Annotated in this window: 17 protein-coding genes; 12 read left to right on the top strand and 5 right to left on the bottom strand. The window is 42.8% G+C overall.

Annotated elements, in window-relative coordinates; genetic code table 11:
• Window positions 1-66: 66 nt before the first annotated feature.
• Entirely contained in the window at window positions 67-222 is a 156-nt protein-coding gene (gene rpmG / locus JMY01_RS10155; protein WP_010201403.1) for a 50S ribosomal protein L33, read from the bottom strand.
• A 38-nt stretch (window positions 223-260) separates the two neighbouring features.
• Window positions 261-497: a 50S ribosomal protein L28 gene (gene rpmB, locus JMY01_RS10150; RefSeq protein ID WP_201575500.1), complete on the bottom strand. Its 237-nt coding sequence runs from the start codon at window positions 495-497 to the stop codon at window positions 261-263.
• Window positions 498-982: 485 nt separating this feature from the next.
• On the opposite strand from rpmB, the gene JMY01_RS10145 reads away from it, so the two are divergent.
• Both JMY01_RS10145 and purU read left to right on the top strand, forming a co-directional pair.
• A complete protein-coding gene (locus JMY01_RS10145) occupies window positions 983-4,909 on the top strand; it encodes a hypothetical protein (protein WP_201575499.1) in 3,927 nt (1,308 codons plus the stop codon).
• A 202-nt stretch (window positions 4,910-5,111) separates the two neighbouring features.
• Window positions 5,112-6,041, top strand: a complete 930-nt coding sequence (purU, locus tag JMY01_RS10140; protein WP_227677844.1) for a formyltetrahydrofolate deformylase — start codon at window positions 5,112-5,114, stop codon at window positions 6,039-6,041.
• Between the two features lie 29 nt (window positions 6,042-6,070).
• Here the strand turns inward: purU and JMY01_RS10135 are convergent, their stop codons facing one another.
• Window positions 6,071-6,727 (bottom strand): inner membrane protein YpjD, encoded by a 657-nt coding sequence (locus JMY01_RS10135; RefSeq protein WP_227677841.1) that lies wholly within the window; start codon window positions 6,725-6,727, stop codon window positions 6,071-6,073.
• A 56-nt stretch (window positions 6,728-6,783) separates the two neighbouring features.
• On the opposite strand from JMY01_RS10135, the gene JMY01_RS10130 reads away from it, so the two are divergent.
• The 10 genes from JMY01_RS10130 to JMY01_RS10085 all read left to right on the top strand — a co-directional run bounded on the left by JMY01_RS10130 (window position 6,784) and on the right by JMY01_RS10085 (window position 15,627).
• Window positions 6,784-7,134 (top strand): IS630 transposase-related protein, encoded by a 351-nt coding sequence (locus tag JMY01_RS10130; protein ID WP_201574560.1) that lies wholly within the window; start codon window positions 6,784-6,786, stop codon window positions 7,132-7,134.
• On the top strand, window positions 7,061-7,633 hold the full coding sequence (locus JMY01_RS10125) for an IS630 family transposase (protein ID WP_201574559.1): 573 nt from the start codon (window positions 7,061-7,063) through the stop codon (window positions 7,631-7,633). The genes JMY01_RS10130 and JMY01_RS10125 overlap by 74 nt, the downstream gene beginning before the upstream one ends.
• A gap of 555 nt (window positions 7,634-8,188) precedes the next feature.
• On the top strand, window positions 8,189-9,736 hold the full coding sequence (ffh, locus tag JMY01_RS10120) for a signal recognition particle protein (protein ID WP_201575498.1): 1,548 nt from the start codon (window positions 8,189-8,191) through the stop codon (window positions 9,734-9,736).
• Window positions 9,737-9,934: 198 nt separating this feature from the next.
• Window positions 9,935-10,660, top strand: a complete 726-nt coding sequence (gene tsaB, locus JMY01_RS10115) for a tRNA (adenosine(37)-N6)-threonylcarbamoyltransferase complex dimerization subunit type 1 TsaB (protein ID WP_201577497.1) — start codon at window positions 9,935-9,937, stop codon at window positions 10,658-10,660.
• Window positions 10,661-10,800: 140 nt separating this feature from the next.
• Entirely contained in the window at window positions 10,801-11,643 is an 843-nt protein-coding gene (locus tag JMY01_RS10110) for an undecaprenyl-diphosphate phosphatase (protein ID WP_201575497.1), read from the top strand.
• Window positions 11,644-11,713: 70 nt separating this feature from the next.
• Window positions 11,714-12,616, top strand: a complete 903-nt coding sequence (locus JMY01_RS10105; RefSeq protein ID WP_201575496.1) for a class I SAM-dependent methyltransferase — start codon at window positions 11,714-11,716, stop codon at window positions 12,614-12,616.
• A 57-nt stretch (window positions 12,617-12,673) separates the two neighbouring features.
• The gene (locus JMY01_RS10100; protein ID WP_201575494.1) at window positions 12,674-12,910 is read left to right on the top strand and encodes a hypothetical protein; all 237 of its coding nucleotides are present in this window, start codon (window positions 12,674-12,676) and stop codon (window positions 12,908-12,910) included.
• 66 nt (window positions 12,911-12,976) lie between these two features.
• Window positions 12,977-13,894, top strand: a complete 918-nt coding sequence (ubiA, locus tag JMY01_RS10095; RefSeq protein ID WP_201575492.1) for a 4-hydroxybenzoate octaprenyltransferase — start codon at window positions 12,977-12,979, stop codon at window positions 13,892-13,894.
• Between the two features lie 136 nt (window positions 13,895-14,030).
• Window positions 14,031-14,888, top strand: a complete 858-nt coding sequence (locus JMY01_RS10090) for a hypothetical protein (RefSeq protein ID WP_201575490.1) — start codon at window positions 14,031-14,033, stop codon at window positions 14,886-14,888.
• 46 nt (window positions 14,889-14,934) lie between these two features.
• Window positions 14,935-15,627, top strand: coding sequence for a DUF4112 domain-containing protein (locus JMY01_RS10085; protein WP_227677839.1), 693 nt, complete (start codon window positions 14,935-14,937; stop codon window positions 15,625-15,627).
• A gap of 122 nt (window positions 15,628-15,749) precedes the next feature.
• Here the strand turns inward: JMY01_RS10085 and JMY01_RS10080 are convergent, their stop codons facing one another.
• Together JMY01_RS10080 and JMY01_RS10075 are read right to left on the bottom strand one after the other, a co-directional pair.
• Window positions 15,750-16,406 carry a hypothetical protein gene (locus JMY01_RS10080; protein ID WP_227677837.1) on the bottom strand — a complete coding sequence of 219 codons (657 nt, stop codon included), beginning with the start codon at window positions 16,404-16,406 and terminating at the stop codon, window positions 15,750-15,752.
• Between the two features lie 53 nt (window positions 16,407-16,459).
• Window positions 16,460-16,885 carry a secondary thiamine-phosphate synthase enzyme YjbQ gene (locus tag JMY01_RS10075; protein WP_201575487.1) on the bottom strand — a complete coding sequence of 142 codons (426 nt, stop codon included), beginning with the start codon at window positions 16,883-16,885 and terminating at the stop codon, window positions 16,460-16,462.
• Between the last annotated feature and the right edge of the window lie 48 nt (window positions 16,886-16,933).

Genomic DNA, 16,933 nt, shown 5'->3' with positions numbered 1-16,933 from the left:
ATTGATAAGCCCTTTTTATATTTCAAATAACGTTGTTTATAAGCGGTTAAGCTTATAAATAATAAATTATTTGATTTTTGCTTCTTTAAAGATCACGTGCTGGCGAACTTTTGGATCAAACTTTTTGATTTCCATTTTGCCAGGCATAGTGCGCTTGTTTTTGGTAGTGGTGTAGTAATACCCAGTACCAGCAGTCGATACTAATTTGATTTTATCTCTCATGATAGCTTTCCTTTAGATGGTGGCGATAAGCGCGTGGCTTAAACTTTTTGACCTTGTGCGCGCAAATCTGCTAACACTTTATCAATACCAACTTTGTCGATGATGCGCATACCTTTGGTAGACACACGTAGACGTACAAAACGGTTTTCTGATTCTACCCAAAAACGATGGTTGTGAAGGTTTGGTAGAAAGCGACGACGGGTTTTGTTGTTTGCGTGCGAAACATTATTACCCACCATAGGGCGCTTTCCAGTCACTTGGCAAACTCTAGCCATGAGGAACTCCTAATCTATGAGGTATGAGGGATTCTCATACCAGTCTGGGCAAGTCGCGCGTTTTTGCGGCATGGACACAGCAAGCGTTACTTTTGCACCAAACAAAACTATATGAAGGTTGAGCTGGTATTTCTGTCATCTAAAGGCAAATAACAGGACGACCAATTCAGAAAATTTTAAAGGCGACATTTATACCACAAATACAATGAATACTCAAATTATTTTGTGACTATTGCCGTCATACAAGTCAGCTATTATACCCTGAATTTGCATTGCTATGTGATTGATTAGTTAACCCAAAAGTATAATTTTTTGTTGTAACTTACAACAGAAGTTAGTAAAGTTGCTGTTATAAAATTAATACGATATATATAAATAGAAATTATACTGTAATATAAGTAATTATTTTTTTACATACCCTTAGTTTGGGAACGATTCTTGCTTGTTTTTACGAATATACATCATTGCCGATTCGGAGTTCAAAAATGTCCTATAGTTCACTACCTTTTACTTCTAAGTTGTTTCAACTCACTTCTTTGACTTGCGCATTGGCATTAGCAGGTTGTGGTGGTGGTGGTGATGGCGATACCGTAGATTCTGTCGCGCCAGCACCTGATTTGGGTGTTACCCAACCTGGTACTGGTGGTAATGGCAATACAGGTGGTGGCAACAATGATGGTGGTGAGCAAACACCCGATATTAAACCTGACTTTTTCTTACAAGAACTGACGATAAATCCACCTAATATTAAGCTGTCAGATGAGCCCGTCTTATTCACAGTTACGGTAAAAGCAGTCGCATTTGACGGTTTTTCCACTATAGACAATCAAGATGTTAAATTAAAAATTATGTCATCTAGTGAAAATGATGGTGCGCTTACGATTGAAGGAAGCTCTACACAGATCACTAATGACAAGGGTGAGGCAGTTTATGACATTAGACTTAACCCGCAAGCTATCAAAAATGAAACAGAATTGTTAAATAATGGTTTTCAATTTGAAGCATCAGCTACTAAGACTAGTGGGGATATTGCTATACAACAGGGGCAAGTCCGTTTTTATAAAGAGGGTGGTAGTGGTGACGGATCTTCAACCTCTCCAGTAATTGAATTGGATATTTTAAATGCGTTTGACAGTTTTGATAATCAAATTGGCTACATTCTGAACGATGCAGGTGGAACGACTACTATCCAAGTTCAGCTCAATAACCAATCTTCTGGAGCCCAAGTTAGCGGTCAGTCCATTAAGTTCGCATTCGATGATAAAGAGTTGGCAAGCTTATTGAAAGTGAATAATGTCCTTGGATCAGCAGTAGTATCTGTGAATACAGATACCAATGGTATTGCTAGCTTTAAGGTTAATGTACCGAATGACCTAACCACTGCTCAAAAATTAGCGCTCAATCAGAAAGTATTGACGGCTACATTAACTGAAACTCTTACTGGTGAGCAAAAACAAGTCAAGATTAAAATACAGTCTATGGTATCTGCTATTTCGTTAATACCTAAACAGACACAACCATTGAATCTCAATGGTGGTGAGACACAAGTTGAAGTTACAGTAGCAGATAACGATGGAAATAGCGTAGCTGGGCAAAAAGTATTCTTGGCATTACCAGCAGTTATTGCTAGTCAGGGCGTTATACTAGTCTCTAGTGGTAGTCAAACGACTGATAATTCAGGCAAAGTAATATTTACAATTGCGGTGCCTACCGATCTTACAGATAAGCAGAAAGATGCTATCAGTAATAGCTTCGCCATTGCACTATCTGCTGCTGACAGAAATAATAATATTGTTACAAAGGCCAGTAATGTCACAACTGTTAGACCAACTGAGAATGGTACGCAAGAAAACCTAACCATTGGCGCCAATAAAGTTGTTAATACCAAAGGCGATACCTTTAAAGTCTTTGTACGAGTGGCTGATAACGACGGCAGTATCGCCAATCGCGAAGTGCGCTTAAATGTAGATGATCCTATACAAACTGGCGTTACCATTACTAATAACACCGCTACAACGAATGGTGACGGTGTAGCAACTTTTGATCTCACGCTTATAGATGATGCTAGGGTCAATCAAGTGGTATTAGAAGGCGGTATCAAACTAACAGCAACCACTACGACCGCTGAAAATATTAAGTTAGTACAGAACTATATCGTAGCAGTAGATACTGCCACGATTGATAGTTATCAGCTCATAGCGTCCTCTGATAAGTCTACGTTGAATACTGGTGGTGATCAGACCAATGCTACCTTCCGTGTGACCGACAGCAAAGGCGGTATCTTGGCAGGAGTACCTGTACAGTTAAGTATTGAGAACCTTGAAGCCAGTGGTGCGGCGTTAACCACACCAAGTATGGTAACCACTGATGCTAATGGTCAGATCGATGTTGGCGTCATCTTAGCAGCCAATTCTATCAATTCGCGTCTAAATCATAGCGTAGTGATTAATGCTAAAATCGTTACACCACAGTACGGTGCAGATGGTAAAGTCAGTATGCAAGTGCGTGAAGAGAAGTCATTAAACTTATCAGCGATCGGTACAGAAATTACCATTGTAGCTACAGAAGCCAATCTAAAAGATGGCGCTTCTACTACTATCACGACCACATTGGTGGATGGTGCAGGGCGTGCTATTGCCAATGCTGGTATGGAGTTAGTCGACGCAAACGGTGATATTATCCACTCTAGTGCGACTGCTGTTAGCAATGCAGATGGTCAAGCAGTATTTAATATTAACGAAGCTGATTTGACCTTTGATAGCAATGGTAACTTACGTGTATTTGCTCGTGCTTTGGGTGAAAATAGCATCAATACTCAACGCAGTCTAAATAGTATTGAGCTGATTAAGGTTTCGCAGGCAGGTATTAGCTTTATTGATATCAAAAACGTTTATGATGTCAATAAAACACAGACCATAAATATTCAGATACGTCGTGATACAGCTGCTCAAGCAGCGGAATTAATCGGTAAGCAAGTTGAAGTACAAACGACTATTGGTACGTTTGCTGATAGCAACGATGTAATCGTCACAAAACCCATTACCGCTGCTAATATAAACGGCAATATCGTTACAATACCTGTTACCTTAACATCAGAACTTGCTGGTATTACTGCACTACAGGCGACTGTATTGGGTGAAACACTACCAAACGGTGAGCCGCGCTATCGTGCGACAGTAGACGCACGTTTCCGTGCTACGACACCTGCTAAAATGCTATTCCAAGCGGTGAAGTCGGTCATCACTCCAGGTGGTAGTACTGAAATTGTCGCTACAGTAAAAGATAAAAACGACGTGCCAGTTGAAGGACAAACCGTTGTCTTTAGTCGCACGTCAGACTCTTCAGCAGGTCGTTTGTCAGCTGCCACAGCAGTAACAAACAGTAGAGGTGAAGCACGTGTTGTCTATCAAGCCAACGCCAGCTCACCTATTGGCGGTGTGATTATCAATGCTCGACTACTCGATGATAAATTTAATGTTCCTACTAGAACAACCACTATTACCGTATCAGAAGAAGCAGTGTATACCACCTTAGCATTCGCTGATAAGATATCATCAGACGATATTTATTATACTGTACGTGGTTCGATATCGGTCATGGATGGTTCGGGCCGTGCTGTGCCAAATAAAGAAGTATCAATTAAGTCTTATGCAGTTGAATACGCTCAAGGAAAGGTATGCTTACTGAATACAAATGTAGCTTATCAAGGTGCAAATACTATAGATAAAGATGGTACAGTAAATACGCCAGCACTTAAGACATCTACTAAGCAAGAACCACTTATCTTTAAGTCTAATTGGTATGATACTGAAGATCCAGAGTATAATTACACTCTAGATAAAGATGCTGACATCAATATCAATGATGATGGTAGTATAGGAAATGGTAGATTAGACCCTATCAATCCAGTAGCTATTATAAATGGCCAAGTGTCTGAAGATGGTTATTCATTTAAAACTGATGAAGTAGGGCGAGCTGATTTTGAGATTCGTTATCCAATACGCTATTCAACTTGGGTGAAAGTGCGGTTTGATGCTTCAACGTTCTTGAACGGTAGTGAGAGTACACAAAGTATCAACTATGTATTACCGTATCAGTTAGGCGACCTGTCGATAAGTGATTCGAGCTTAATTACACCTTGGATAGATCATGCAAGTCCATTTGGTACTGGTGGTGTTCCATGTATTGATAGTATGAGTATCAATATCGATGCTGAGAAGGATATCTCCAAGGTGGTTTTATCTCCTTATCAGCCAAATTATTCTGTATCTATTAACGGTGAAGGTCCAAGTAACATATCTACAGGTTATAACAGCTTCATAGTAGACTTTAGTAAAGCATTTGACTTAGGGTCTACTATTAGCGTAAATAGTAATGGATTTGGCTTCTCTAAAGTGATTCAAGCCCAGTAGAGATTAACAACCTTATAAAATAAAAAACTATAAATACAAACCCCCAACCCCGCGTTGGGGGTTTTTGCATTTGTAATCTCAATAATTAAATACAAGCAACTCAATCAGCAAAGTTTTGCAAAAGCGATTAGAATAGTCAGTTTCCTATGCTGCTATGCATATTCAAAGTAAGCAGCACGTTTCATTTTTAATTGGGCGCACTATGTCAGACAATACCACGACTGCTACAGCAAGCATAAAGTCGAGCAAAACTTCTCAAAATGTACTATCTACCGATGTTATTGATACCGCAACGCTACTGATTAAGTGTCGTGATCAAGCGGGTATCGTACAGGCCGTATCTGAGTTTATACACCGTTATGGCGGTAATATTATTACGCTTGATCAGTATTCAACGGCTCATGAAGGTGGGCAGTACTTTATGCGTTTGGAGTTTGCGTTAGCAGGCTTGAGCGAGATTATGGATAACTTTGAAGCCAGTTTCGGTCATACGGTGGCCAAGCGTCACAATATGGCGTGGCGCTTGCATAACAATGCGATTAAAACCAAGGTTGGCATTTTAGTGTCAAAGTTCGACCATGCGCTATTAGATTTACTGTGGCGTCATCAGCGCGGATTACTCGATTGCGAGATTACATCTGTTGTCAGTAATCATGAGGATCTGCGCCAAGCAGTAGAGAATTTTGGCATACCTTTTCACTATATACCAGTGACCAAGGATAATAAGGCAGAAGCGGAAGAGCAGATTCATACGTTGATGGCAGGCAATGATTTGCTGGTATTGGCGCGTTATATGCAGATTTTATCGTCTGATTTTGTCAAGCGTTGGCCGATGCAAGTTATCAATATTCATCACTCGTTTTTGCCCGCATTTGTGGGGGCTGACCCATATCGTCAGGCCTATGAGAAAGGCGTCAAGCTGATTGGGGCGACTGCGCATTATGTGACTGCCGAGCTCGATCAAGGCCCCATCATTGAGCAAGATGTGCACCGTGTGACCCATCGTCAAGGCGTGACAGAGTTACGCGCTATTGGCCGTGATATCGAGCGCAATGTATTGGCACGCGCTGTGAACTGGCATGTGCAAAACCGCGTGATTGTGGCAGATAATAAGACGGTGGTGTTTAACTAGCTTTTCATTAGAGCTATTTTGAACTGAGTCTATAACAGCATCTCTAACACAAACTTGCTACCGACAAAACCAATAGCCAGTAGTATAAAGGCATAGATGGTGATGTCGGCCGCGCGTTTGCCACGCCATCCAGCGCGCCAGTTGCCGAGTAGTAACGCCCCAAACAATAACCACGACAGCACGCTAAAGACTGTCTTGTGGGCGATGTGCTGTGCCATTAAGTCTTTTACATAGACAAAACCAATGCCCAAAGCGATACTCAGCAGGACAAAACCGACCAACAGCATATCGAACAATAAGCTCTCCATGCTTTGCAATGACGGCAGCTTATTAACCCAAAAACGGTGTATGGTCTGATGCTTAAGTTCACGAATCTGTAGACGCAAAAACAGCGCTTGCACCGCGGCCATCAGCAGCACACAATAGGCGGCAAACGATAATAGAATATGAGTCTCAAGCCCAATACCGATATCTGTCAAGGGCTGATAAGGGGCGCGGCCAACATAGCCAATCGTCAACCCTACGAGTGCAGTTGGTGCAGCTAGGATACCGAGGCTAATAATTGGGCGATATAGGCTGAAAAGTACATAAAACAATAAAAAGAATAGGCTGATCAGGCTAAGCACGTTAAATAGATTAAAGTTCAGCCCATACAGGGTGACGACATATGGATAGAGTATAGTCAATCCCACCTAAAAGTGTTATAAACTAACTATCAAATTCAATTGTTATTATAAAGACCATGACTTACTCACTAGATTTTCGCAAACAAGTACTAAAAAGCTTAGACGAGGGTATGACCTTTGCCGAGGCAGCTAAATTCTATAACCTCAGCCCAACCACCATACAAAACTGGAAGAGACGTGTTCATAGCAAAACAACCAGGCAAACCAAACCCTATAAAATACCAGATGATGTGCTACTTAATGATGTTCAAGAACATCCCGATGATTACCAGTATGAGCGAGCTCGTCGTCTAAACTGTAGTAAAACAGGCATTTATCATGCCCTAAAGCGACTTGGCATCAGTCAAAAAAAAGACCTTAGAACACCCAAAAGCCTGTCCGATCAAAAGAGCGATATACCACAGTAAGCTTGATAACTTTAAACAACAAGGCTATCCCATCGTCTATATGGATGAAAGCGGCTTTGAGCACGAGACCATTCGCTCTCATGGTTATGCACCGATTGGTAAACCCTGTATCGATAGTTACAACTGGCAAGGTAAAAAGCGAACCAACGTTATCGGTGCTCTATATGAAAAGATGCTGTTTGCCCTAGATTACTTTAAGCACAACATTAACAGCAGCATATTCTACGACTGGTGCAAACACAAGCTAATCCCAAGTCTTAAAACCAAATGCGTGATTGTCATGGATAATGCCAGATTTCATAAGAATAAACGCATTCAAAAGCTACTGAACAGGCACGGTCATCGTATTCTTTGGCTACCGCCGTACAGCCCTGATCTGAACCCTATCGAGAAAAAATGGGCTCAGGTAAAGTTTCTACGCCAAGGCTGGTTGGAAAATGACTTATCCAAGTTGTTTTATGATGTTTGTCCTAACCATAACAATTTTATTTTGAACTGACTATAGCGTCGCATGCGCGAGCATACCGACTACTAATAACCCCAAGCTGATGTTTTTGTTAATAGGTTTATCCTGAATCAGCGACCAACCAATGTGGATGCTAACTAAGATATAAACCAGACTAGCCAGTAAGAATGCAAGGTGCACGGATAGAAAACCTCATCTCATAATGAGCGCAAAATAGCCGCTCAATCTAACGCTAAAGTGGTATTATCAGAATGATTAGAATAATCGTCCAATTTATCATAAAATGGGTACCAATTGAGTATCATCTTGCTTATCGCCTACAAATGCTTGTGGTCAGCCAATGATAGTAAGGATGAGATAATAGCGGAAATAGGTGAATTATAAATTATTGCGCGCTTCCTTTTGCAAAACGACTATCAATTTTGAGCCGTGTTAATGCTATAGTATTGATAACATGCTATTTTTTGCTGTTTTTCGAAGGAAGGTAGCATGGCTGAATATTACATCACACATCCTAATACTATTTAAAAGTTATTTGAAAACTATTTGAATTATTTAACTAAGAATTATTTTAACTGAGAGTTATTTATGTTTGATACCTTAACAGAACGTTTATCGTCTAGCCTGCGCAATATCGTAGGTACTGGACAACTGACTGAAGACAATATCAAAGACACCATGCGTGAAGTGCGCATGGCGCTGCTAGAAGCCGACGTGGCGCTACCAGTCACTCGTGATTTTGTAAAACGTGTCAAAGAGCAAGCGCTTGGTGCTGAAGTGCTGAAAGAATTGGCGCCAGGACAAGCATTTGTAAAAATCGTCCATGATGAGCTGACCGAAATGATGGGCAGTGCTAACCAACAGCTTGAGATGACGGGTAAGCCGCCAGTTGTTTATCTCCTAGCGGGTTTGCAAGGTGCGGGTAAAACCACTACTGCTGGTAAATTGGCCAAATTTTTGCAAGAGCGCCATAAGAAAAAGGTCATGCTAGTCTCAGCTGACGTCTACCGTCCAGCTGCTATTGCCCAGCTTGAGCAAGTAGCGGGTCAGGTCAATGCCAAGTTTGTCAATTCAACCACAGATGAAAACCCTATCGATATCGCCTTACGCGCTATTGAAGAGGCCAAAATCCAATATCAAGATATTTTGATTATTGATACCGCAGGTCGTCTACATATTGACGATACTATGATGGATGAAATCAAAGCCCTCACGGCAGCGGTTAATCCTTCTGAGACGTTGTTTGTCGTTGACGCGATGACGGGTCAGGATGCGGCCAATACTGCCAAAGCCTTTAATGATGCGCTGCCGTTAACCGGTGTTATCCTCACCAAAACCGATGGTGATGCTCGCGGCGGTGCGGCATTGTCTGTACGTGCTATCACCGGTAAGCCGATCAAGTTCTTGGGCCGCGGTGAGAAATTAGATGCGTTAGAGCTGTTCCATCCTGAGCGTATCGCCCAGCGCATCCTTGGCATGGGTGACGTACTGAGTCTGGTCGAAGAAGTCGAACAAAAAATCGACCGTGATAAAGCCGAAAAAATGGCGAAAAAGATGCAAAAGGGCGGCGAGTTCGACCTTGAGGATCTATTGACCCAGTTTCAGCAGATGAAAAGTATGGGCGGCATGGCAGGTTTCTTAGATAAAATGCCAGGCATGGGCGGCTCTGATATGCAAAAGGCCGTTGAAGAGGCTAAGCCTGAAGAAAAAGTACGTGAGATGGAAGCCTTGATTAATTCAATGACGCCGTTTGAGCGTAAAAATCCAGATAAGATCAACCCTAGCCGTAAGCGCCGTATTGCCGCAGGTTCGGGTAAAGAGATTCAGGACGTCAATCGTTTGCTCAAGCAGCACAAACAAATGGCAAAAATGATGAAAATGATTTCCAAGCCTGAAGGCATTAGCAAAATGATGAAAGCGGTACAAGGCTTAGCAGGTGGCGGCGGCGGAGCTGGCGGTGGTGGTCCTCTATTTGGCGGTGGCGGTCAGCAAGGCGGCGTCAAGGATGTGAATCCACAACAAATGGCGAAGCAAATGGGGCTGGATCCAAACAACATGCCTAGCACCGAAGAGATGCAAAAGCAGATGCAAGAGATGCAAAATCAAGCGCCAAAGAAGTTTAAAACGCGCTTTTAAGTAGGGGCTGACCTTATCAGCACTATCAATCTCATGAAACCCAAAGCTAAAGTAGTTTTGGGTTTTTTTATGGATAACGTACTTATATACTCTTTAGTGAATAAAGTATGAAAAACGTAGAAATTAATAAAATCCGCCTATCCTAAATGATATGATAGGCGCTGATTTATAATGCCAAGACGATAAGCCGAGGTTGTGATGTTTTTAGCAATGGATACCGTGTTTGATCAGTGTTCGATCGCGATTTTAGATGCGAGTGGTCAAGTGCTATCGAGTCGTACCGAAACAGGTAAGCGCCAGCAGACCCAGCAAATTCTGCCGATGATTGACGCTGCTCTGTCTGAAGCTGAGTTGCGCCTTGCTGACGTAGAAGCATTGATATTTAACCGAGGTCCTGGTGCGTTTAGCGGTATACGGATCAATACGGCAGTGGTGCAAGCGCTATCTGTGGCGCATGATTTGCCCTGTGTGGGTGTCTCAAGCTTGCAAGCGATTGCGCAGCAGGCCTATCAGCAATATGGTCTGACGCAAGTATATAGCGCCCTTGATGCACGCATGCAGCAAGTATATTTTGGCCAATACGCAATAAAAGATAGTGATAAAGCAGGCAATCAATCAGGCAATCAATTAGACCGTGCCATTATGCAGCCTGTACTGATTAATGAAAGTGAGAGCACTGAGCAGCTGCTCGATTATGACAGCCAAACTGCAGTTAATCTGCCCATCGTCGGTAATGGTGCGACGCTATTAACATTACATGATGAGCAAGTATGTTATGAAGATGTCTGGCCAGATGCAGTGGTGATAGGGCAGTTAGGCATTGCTCAGTTTATGAACTCTGGTGGTACCGATGCGGCGAATGCATTACCCAAATATTTGCGCAATCAAGCGTGGAAGACGCTCAAAGAGCAAGGTAAAGCATAGTTTTTTATTAAGTTAAAAGCTATCTTGTAACGACTAAAATCTAGCATCAATGATGCACAAGCTAATACAAAACAATGATAGCTAATACAAAACAACGATAATACAGGACAGCCATTAGGTCTGTTTTTAGGAAGTTAATTGTGGATATACTGTTACTAATTCAAGCGGTCATCATGGGTATCGTTGAAGGTATCACTGAGTTTTTACCTATTTCTAGTACTGGCTACTTGATTTTATCAGCAGATTTGATGGGGTTTTGGACCAAAGACAAAGTTGATTTGTTTGTAGTGGTGGTGCAGCTTGGGGCTATCTTGGCGGTTATCTATGACTATTGGGGCAGACTCTGGCAAGCACTGATGGGGCTGCTCACTGGTAAAGCAGAAGGCATGAGTAATCCAAGACAGCTTGGGCTGAGCTTAATTGTCTCTACCATTCCAGTAATGATAGTGGGCTTTACCTTTGCCGATGAGATCAAAGCGTATTTATTTAATCCCATCGTGGTAGCGATAATGCTGATCATCGGTGGTCTGCTAATATTTTATGTCGAAAATCGCCCTAAAACAATTATTGCGCAAGAAGCAGAAGACGTCAGCCTAAAGACAGCTCTGATGATAGGTCTGTTTCAATGCCTTGCTTTGGTGCCAGGGACTTCGCGCTCGGGTGCGACTATTATTGGTGCGCTTTGGCTTGGCGTATCACGCAAGGCCTCGGCAGAGTTCTCTTTCTTTTTGGGCATTCCTGTCATCGTCGGTGCCGCACTACTGGACTTGCTGAAGCATCATGAGGTGTTGACCAGTAGCGAGGACTGGGTGATATTAGGCATAGGCACCGTGGTGTCTTTTGTTGTCGCCTTATTATGTATTCGCTTATTGGTCGCTTGGGTCAGCCGTCGTGACTTTAAGATCTTTGCTTGGTTGCGCATTATTACAGGCGTCATCGTATTGGTCGCTGCTTGGGGTTTTGGCTATCAAATGGCAGGCTAGGATTTATAATGGAATAGTTTTTGATGGTAATACATGTGCTCTTAAATACTAGAAAGGAATGGCAGTTAATATGACCAATGTGAAGCAAGTACTGACCGCTCATATTAACTGCCAACTACTTTATGTTAGCGAGTCGCAGCAAGTGCAGATTGAACGCTTGCAAGCCTTGATAGAACAGCATCAGTTGCCCATCACTTTAAATACCGAGCTGTTTACCGATAAGCTTAATCAAAAACGTCGCCAGCAATTAAGCCAGACAGCAACCCAACCTATATTGTTGTTGGATGAAAAAAACAAACTGTCATGGCTCAGTGATGGATTAAGCGTGGCACCAGAATGGGATAAGCTACAGCGCCGTGTGGTAAGTGCCGGACGCAAGTCTGAATTGCTGCTACAAGCTGCTAAAGCTACATCGGATAGCATGGTTATTGATGCCACTGCAGGTTTTGGTCATGACAGTCTCATATTGGCGAGTACTGGCGCTCAAGTTATTATGCTCGAGCAGCAGCCTTTGATGGCGTTGTTACTGCTAGCTGAACAGCAACGTATGAGCGCGCTGCCAAATTGGCAAAAGCTGATGAGCCGTTTGCAGATTATTAATATTGATGCGCTCAGTTATTTTGAAAAATTACAGACTGATGCGATAGATAATAGTAAAGAAAATGATGCGAAAGTAGTTGATGTAATATATCTGGACCCTATGTTTCCAGAAGACAGCTATCAAGACAGCAAAACGGGTAAAGGCGCAAAAGTGGGCAAGCATATGCAAGCCTTGCACCAATTGGCGAGCCCGCCAACACTAGAAGAAGAGCTGCAATTGCTACAAAGTGCGCAAGCAGTCGTTAGTCAAAATGCTCAAAAACAAGGCCGCGTAGTCGTGAAACGTCCGCAGTTTGCGCCGTTACTTGCTAATCAACAGCCGAGTGAAAGCTGGAGTAATGAAGCGGTACGTTTTGACGGTTATTTTGTATAGGGTCTGTTGAATAAGTATACTGTTGAATCGGTCGGCTTATAAGTTGAGGAGTAAGAAATGTTAACGCTGGTTATTTGGGTGGTGGGTGCAGGTTTATTATTGATCAATATTATGCTACGTACTCGCATCTTAAGGTTAGAGGCGCGTTTGAAAGAGCAAACAGGAACACAAGCATATTTGGCTTATTTGCGTCAGCATGCTGGCAAAGGTGATGTTGCGGCCATCAAAGCCCTGCGCAAAAAACATCCTGAGCTGTCTTTGGTTGAAGGCAAAAAACTATGGGATCAGTTATAAAACAATGATGAATAACACAACGATTAGTATAAGAATTGAGTAGTAATGATGTATAGGTCACCAGTCATGAGTCCAAAAGATAAGCTATATGCCTACATGCAGCTGACACGCTTTGATAAGCCTGTGGGTATTGAACTATTACTATGGCCAACTCTATGGGGCGTGATGCTGGCAGCGATGGGTCAGGCGCAGCAGCAAGGAGCAACGGCAGGTCTGCCAAGCCTAAAGGTATTTGTGATATTTGCGCTGGGTGCGATTTTGATGCGCGCGGCAGGCTGTGCGATTAACGACTTTGCCGATCGCAAAGTCGATGGTCATGTCAGTCGCACCAAAGGTCGACCGCTAGCTGATGGACGCTTATCTGGCAAAGAAGCCATTGCTGCATTTTTAGTGTTGGTATTACTCAGTGCCAGTTTGCTCTTCTTTTTACCCATTGCCGTGTTCTATTGGTCGCTTGGTGCAGTCATATTAGCGTTCATTTATCCCTTTATGAAGCGCTATACGCATCTGCCACAAGTGTTTTTGGCAGCGGCGTTTGGTTGGGCGATACCGATGGCGTACGTGGCCGTGCAAGGCGCTCCTGATATTTGGTGTTGGCTGTTGTTCATCGCTTATATGTGCTGGACGGTGGCGTATGATACCCAGTACGCCATGGCTGACCGTGAGGATGATCTAAAGATAGGGGTCAAATCAACGGCGATATTATTTGGCCGTTATGATGTGATTATTATATCGCCGCTGCAAACATTGTTTTTGCTCATTATGGGCGTGGTGATGTGGCATTATTTTGCACCGACAACGTTAGGTGTCACCCCAGTCTTTGGTTTGGCGCTAGTAGCGATGATGTTTGCCAAGCAAAACAGCGCTTGTGCCAGTCGTCAAGCTTTGGCATGTTTTCAGGCATTTTTGGCCAACATATGGGTAGGGCGTTACGTCTTTGCTGTCATCGCCATCGCTTGTCTATGGACGAGCATGAAGGGCTAGAAAATATATAGAATACGTATTAGAGGAACGCTATTTTGCCAACAGTAATATGTTAGTATTCTCTAAAATTAGTACTTATTTTTGGTAAGTAACTTTTATTACTCTAGAGGTTTAAGCCCTTAATAAAGGAATTAAAATGGCAATTGCTCAGCAGGAAGTGTCGATTGTAGAAGGCGCTAATAAGCTTTTCGTTTTTGACGAAATTTACAGTTTTCGAGCTGCTCAAGAGCAGGCTGAAAAAAAGAAATTAAATGCCTTTGGCGTGATGGCAAAACTCAATCCATTAAAGCGGCCACGAGAGGATACGGTACAGTTGTCTCGTAAAGAAAGCCGTTTGGAGCCGTATTGGCATATTGAAGCGACAAAGGTTGTTGATTATGACTGCCAGATTACCTATCAGATACCTATTCATAATCCTTATGTGCAATCGATACAGATTAATAATGACGCTTACGAGGTTACTCACAGCAGAGATAAAGCCAAAATAGACGTTACTGCTTTAGAGACTTGCCATCGTAAGATATTTTATGATGAATTGTTAGATGGTCTAAAACGTGATATTAAATCTGCAACTTTTAAAAGCTACAATGAAAAATATAAATTCCAAGAACTTAGCGAAGTAGCAGAAGATAGCAATGTCATTGAGCCACTATTACCACAGCAAGCGGCTATTCAGCAGGCATGCGCCATGCTCAATAGTGATGCGGTGAACGCTCATAATATTCACCACAACACCATTATTTTCAATAAGATTCATTTGTTTTTAGTACCAGTGTTTGCCTTTGAGTTCGTTTGGGGTACTGCTGATAAAACAGGGGTTATAGAGGTCAATGGTCTGACAGGTGAAGTAATAGAAGATGGCGAATGGTACAAAGACAAAATAGGTCAGTTATTGACACCTGAGATGTTAATGGATATTAGCGTAGACTTAGCAGGGGAGCTCGTTCCTGGAGGTGGCATTATACTCAGGGTTGCTGGTCAGTTGATACAGTAATGAGGAATCCTCTTATCATTTTGCATACCTAAGAGTATCTTTATAAATGCCAGACAACAATATAAAAGCCAAAGCTAAAAGCTTGGCAGCGAAGTTAAATAAGCCACCTGCAACCAAAGCTGCTAATATCGACTATCAGGCAAAGCTGGCTGAGCATGGGCTGACACGTGAGCAAGTCATCGCCACCGAGCGTAAACTGGCAAAGTTTGCCAATACTATGGATTCGCTCGTACGTGTGCCTTTTACCAAACAAGGTATGGGTGCCGATGCGGCGCTTTCGACCATTCCGCTGGCTGGTGATTTGGCAGGACTTGCCTTAACCAGTTACGCGTTTATACTGGGTCGTCAGTTGGGTGTTCCCGCGCATAAGATGACGCCAGCAGTCAGACTGGCGTTCATTGATATGGTGGTTGGCATCGTACCTGGTATCGGCACAGTACTCGATATCTTTATACGTCCGAGTCGCAAGACCTTAGGTATCGTCCACGAGCATCTGCACCACGAGTATGGCATCACTGAAACCATGCATATGGATCGGCCGTTTTTGCATCAATCCTTAGAAGACAAGCAGCAGCAAAGCCGCTTTGGTTTTTTTTGGCGCAACCCAGTCGTTGCGTGGTTGTATTTGCATATTCCTGATATTCTTGGTTTGCTCGTCATTATAGTCATTGGCTGGGGATTATGGACAGTGATCAGTTGGCTGGTCGGCCTATTTGGTAAGACAACGGGCTTTGGCTAGAGAACACTTAAAAATCATAATAAAATGACATCAAAAAGGCGGCAACGATATGAACGTTTGCCGCCTTTTTTTGCTCAAAATATTATTTTTGCGCAGCTCTAAGCCACTTATCTTTTGATGAATTACTCAGTGATGACTTCTGCTTCAGCACTGACCGCATCGAAGCTAGTGACTTTATTGTTTTGAATAAGATCAATACTACCACCACCTGCATGGCTGACTAACTGGATACTACCGTCTTTCGAGCGGTAGGTCGGGTTATTGCCTTGACCTTCTGGCGCACTCAGTGTCATTTTTGGCTTGTTAGGTAAGGTGACGATAGCATTGAGCACGCCTGCTGCTGAAGTCTCAAAAACGACAGAAAGAGATTCGCCAGTCGCGCTTTTATATTGTACATCGGTAATTTGAGCGCCTTTAATCGCTTGCTCAGGATTGGGAGCTGTAGCAGCATTGTTGGGTATTGTACCAGTTGCCCCAAGATCATTTTCTAGCTGAGTTAAGCTGATATCGAGCTCTGAGTTTACCGTTGTTTGCACAGAATCATCATTGATAGGCTCATCCATACTTTCATTGTTATCGTCTGGCGTATCGACATTGATATTGGTTGTCACGGGTGTGGTTTGAGTTTCCGTTTCAGTCGGTGTGTCGCTTACCTCTTCAGCATCAGGTGGTTTTTCGCACGCTGTCAGCAGCAATAGGCTAAACAGAACAGCAGGAAATGCTTGATGGTAGCGCTTTAATTTTTTTGATTTTGACCATTTAGAAGCGGGAATATTCATGAGAGTGGTGCTGTCCATTAAAAGAGCTTGATTTAAGCTTCGACTATAGATTATTAAGTGTTAACCGTTATAACCAACTTGCGCTGACTGATATGATTTCTATGCTCACATAAATAAATACCTTGCCACATACCAAGCCCCAATGCGCCATTGATCAGTGGAACCGTTAAGCTGACTCCAAGCATTAAGCTTTTAAAATGGGCTGGCAGGTCATCCGAACCTTCTAGCGTATGGCGATACTCTGGCTGGTCGGCTGGTGCAATTCTATTCAGCCAGTCTTCGGTATCAAGTCTGACATCTGGATCGGCATTTTCGTTGATAGCGAGACTGGCCGAGGTATGCTGTAAAAATAGATGCACCAGACCTGCCTCAGATGAATACGGTATTAGCGGCTCGATGGCATTTTCAATCAATGGCGTGATGATATGAATGCCGCGCGCATAGGCAGGTAAGGTAAGCGTAGTTTGATGGTAAGGCATGGAGTCTGTCTCGTTATTAGATTCAACTTATAAAGCTCATATTACAAG

Origin of the sequence: Psychrobacter sp. H8-1 (genome assembly GCF_904846575.1) — a bacterium.
Taxonomy (GTDB): Bacteria; Pseudomonadota; Gammaproteobacteria; order Pseudomonadales; family Moraxellaceae; genus Psychrobacter; species Psychrobacter fulvigenes.
The sequence above is the reverse complement of the archived record's forward strand: the minus strand, read 5'-3'. Positions and strand labels throughout refer to the sequence as shown.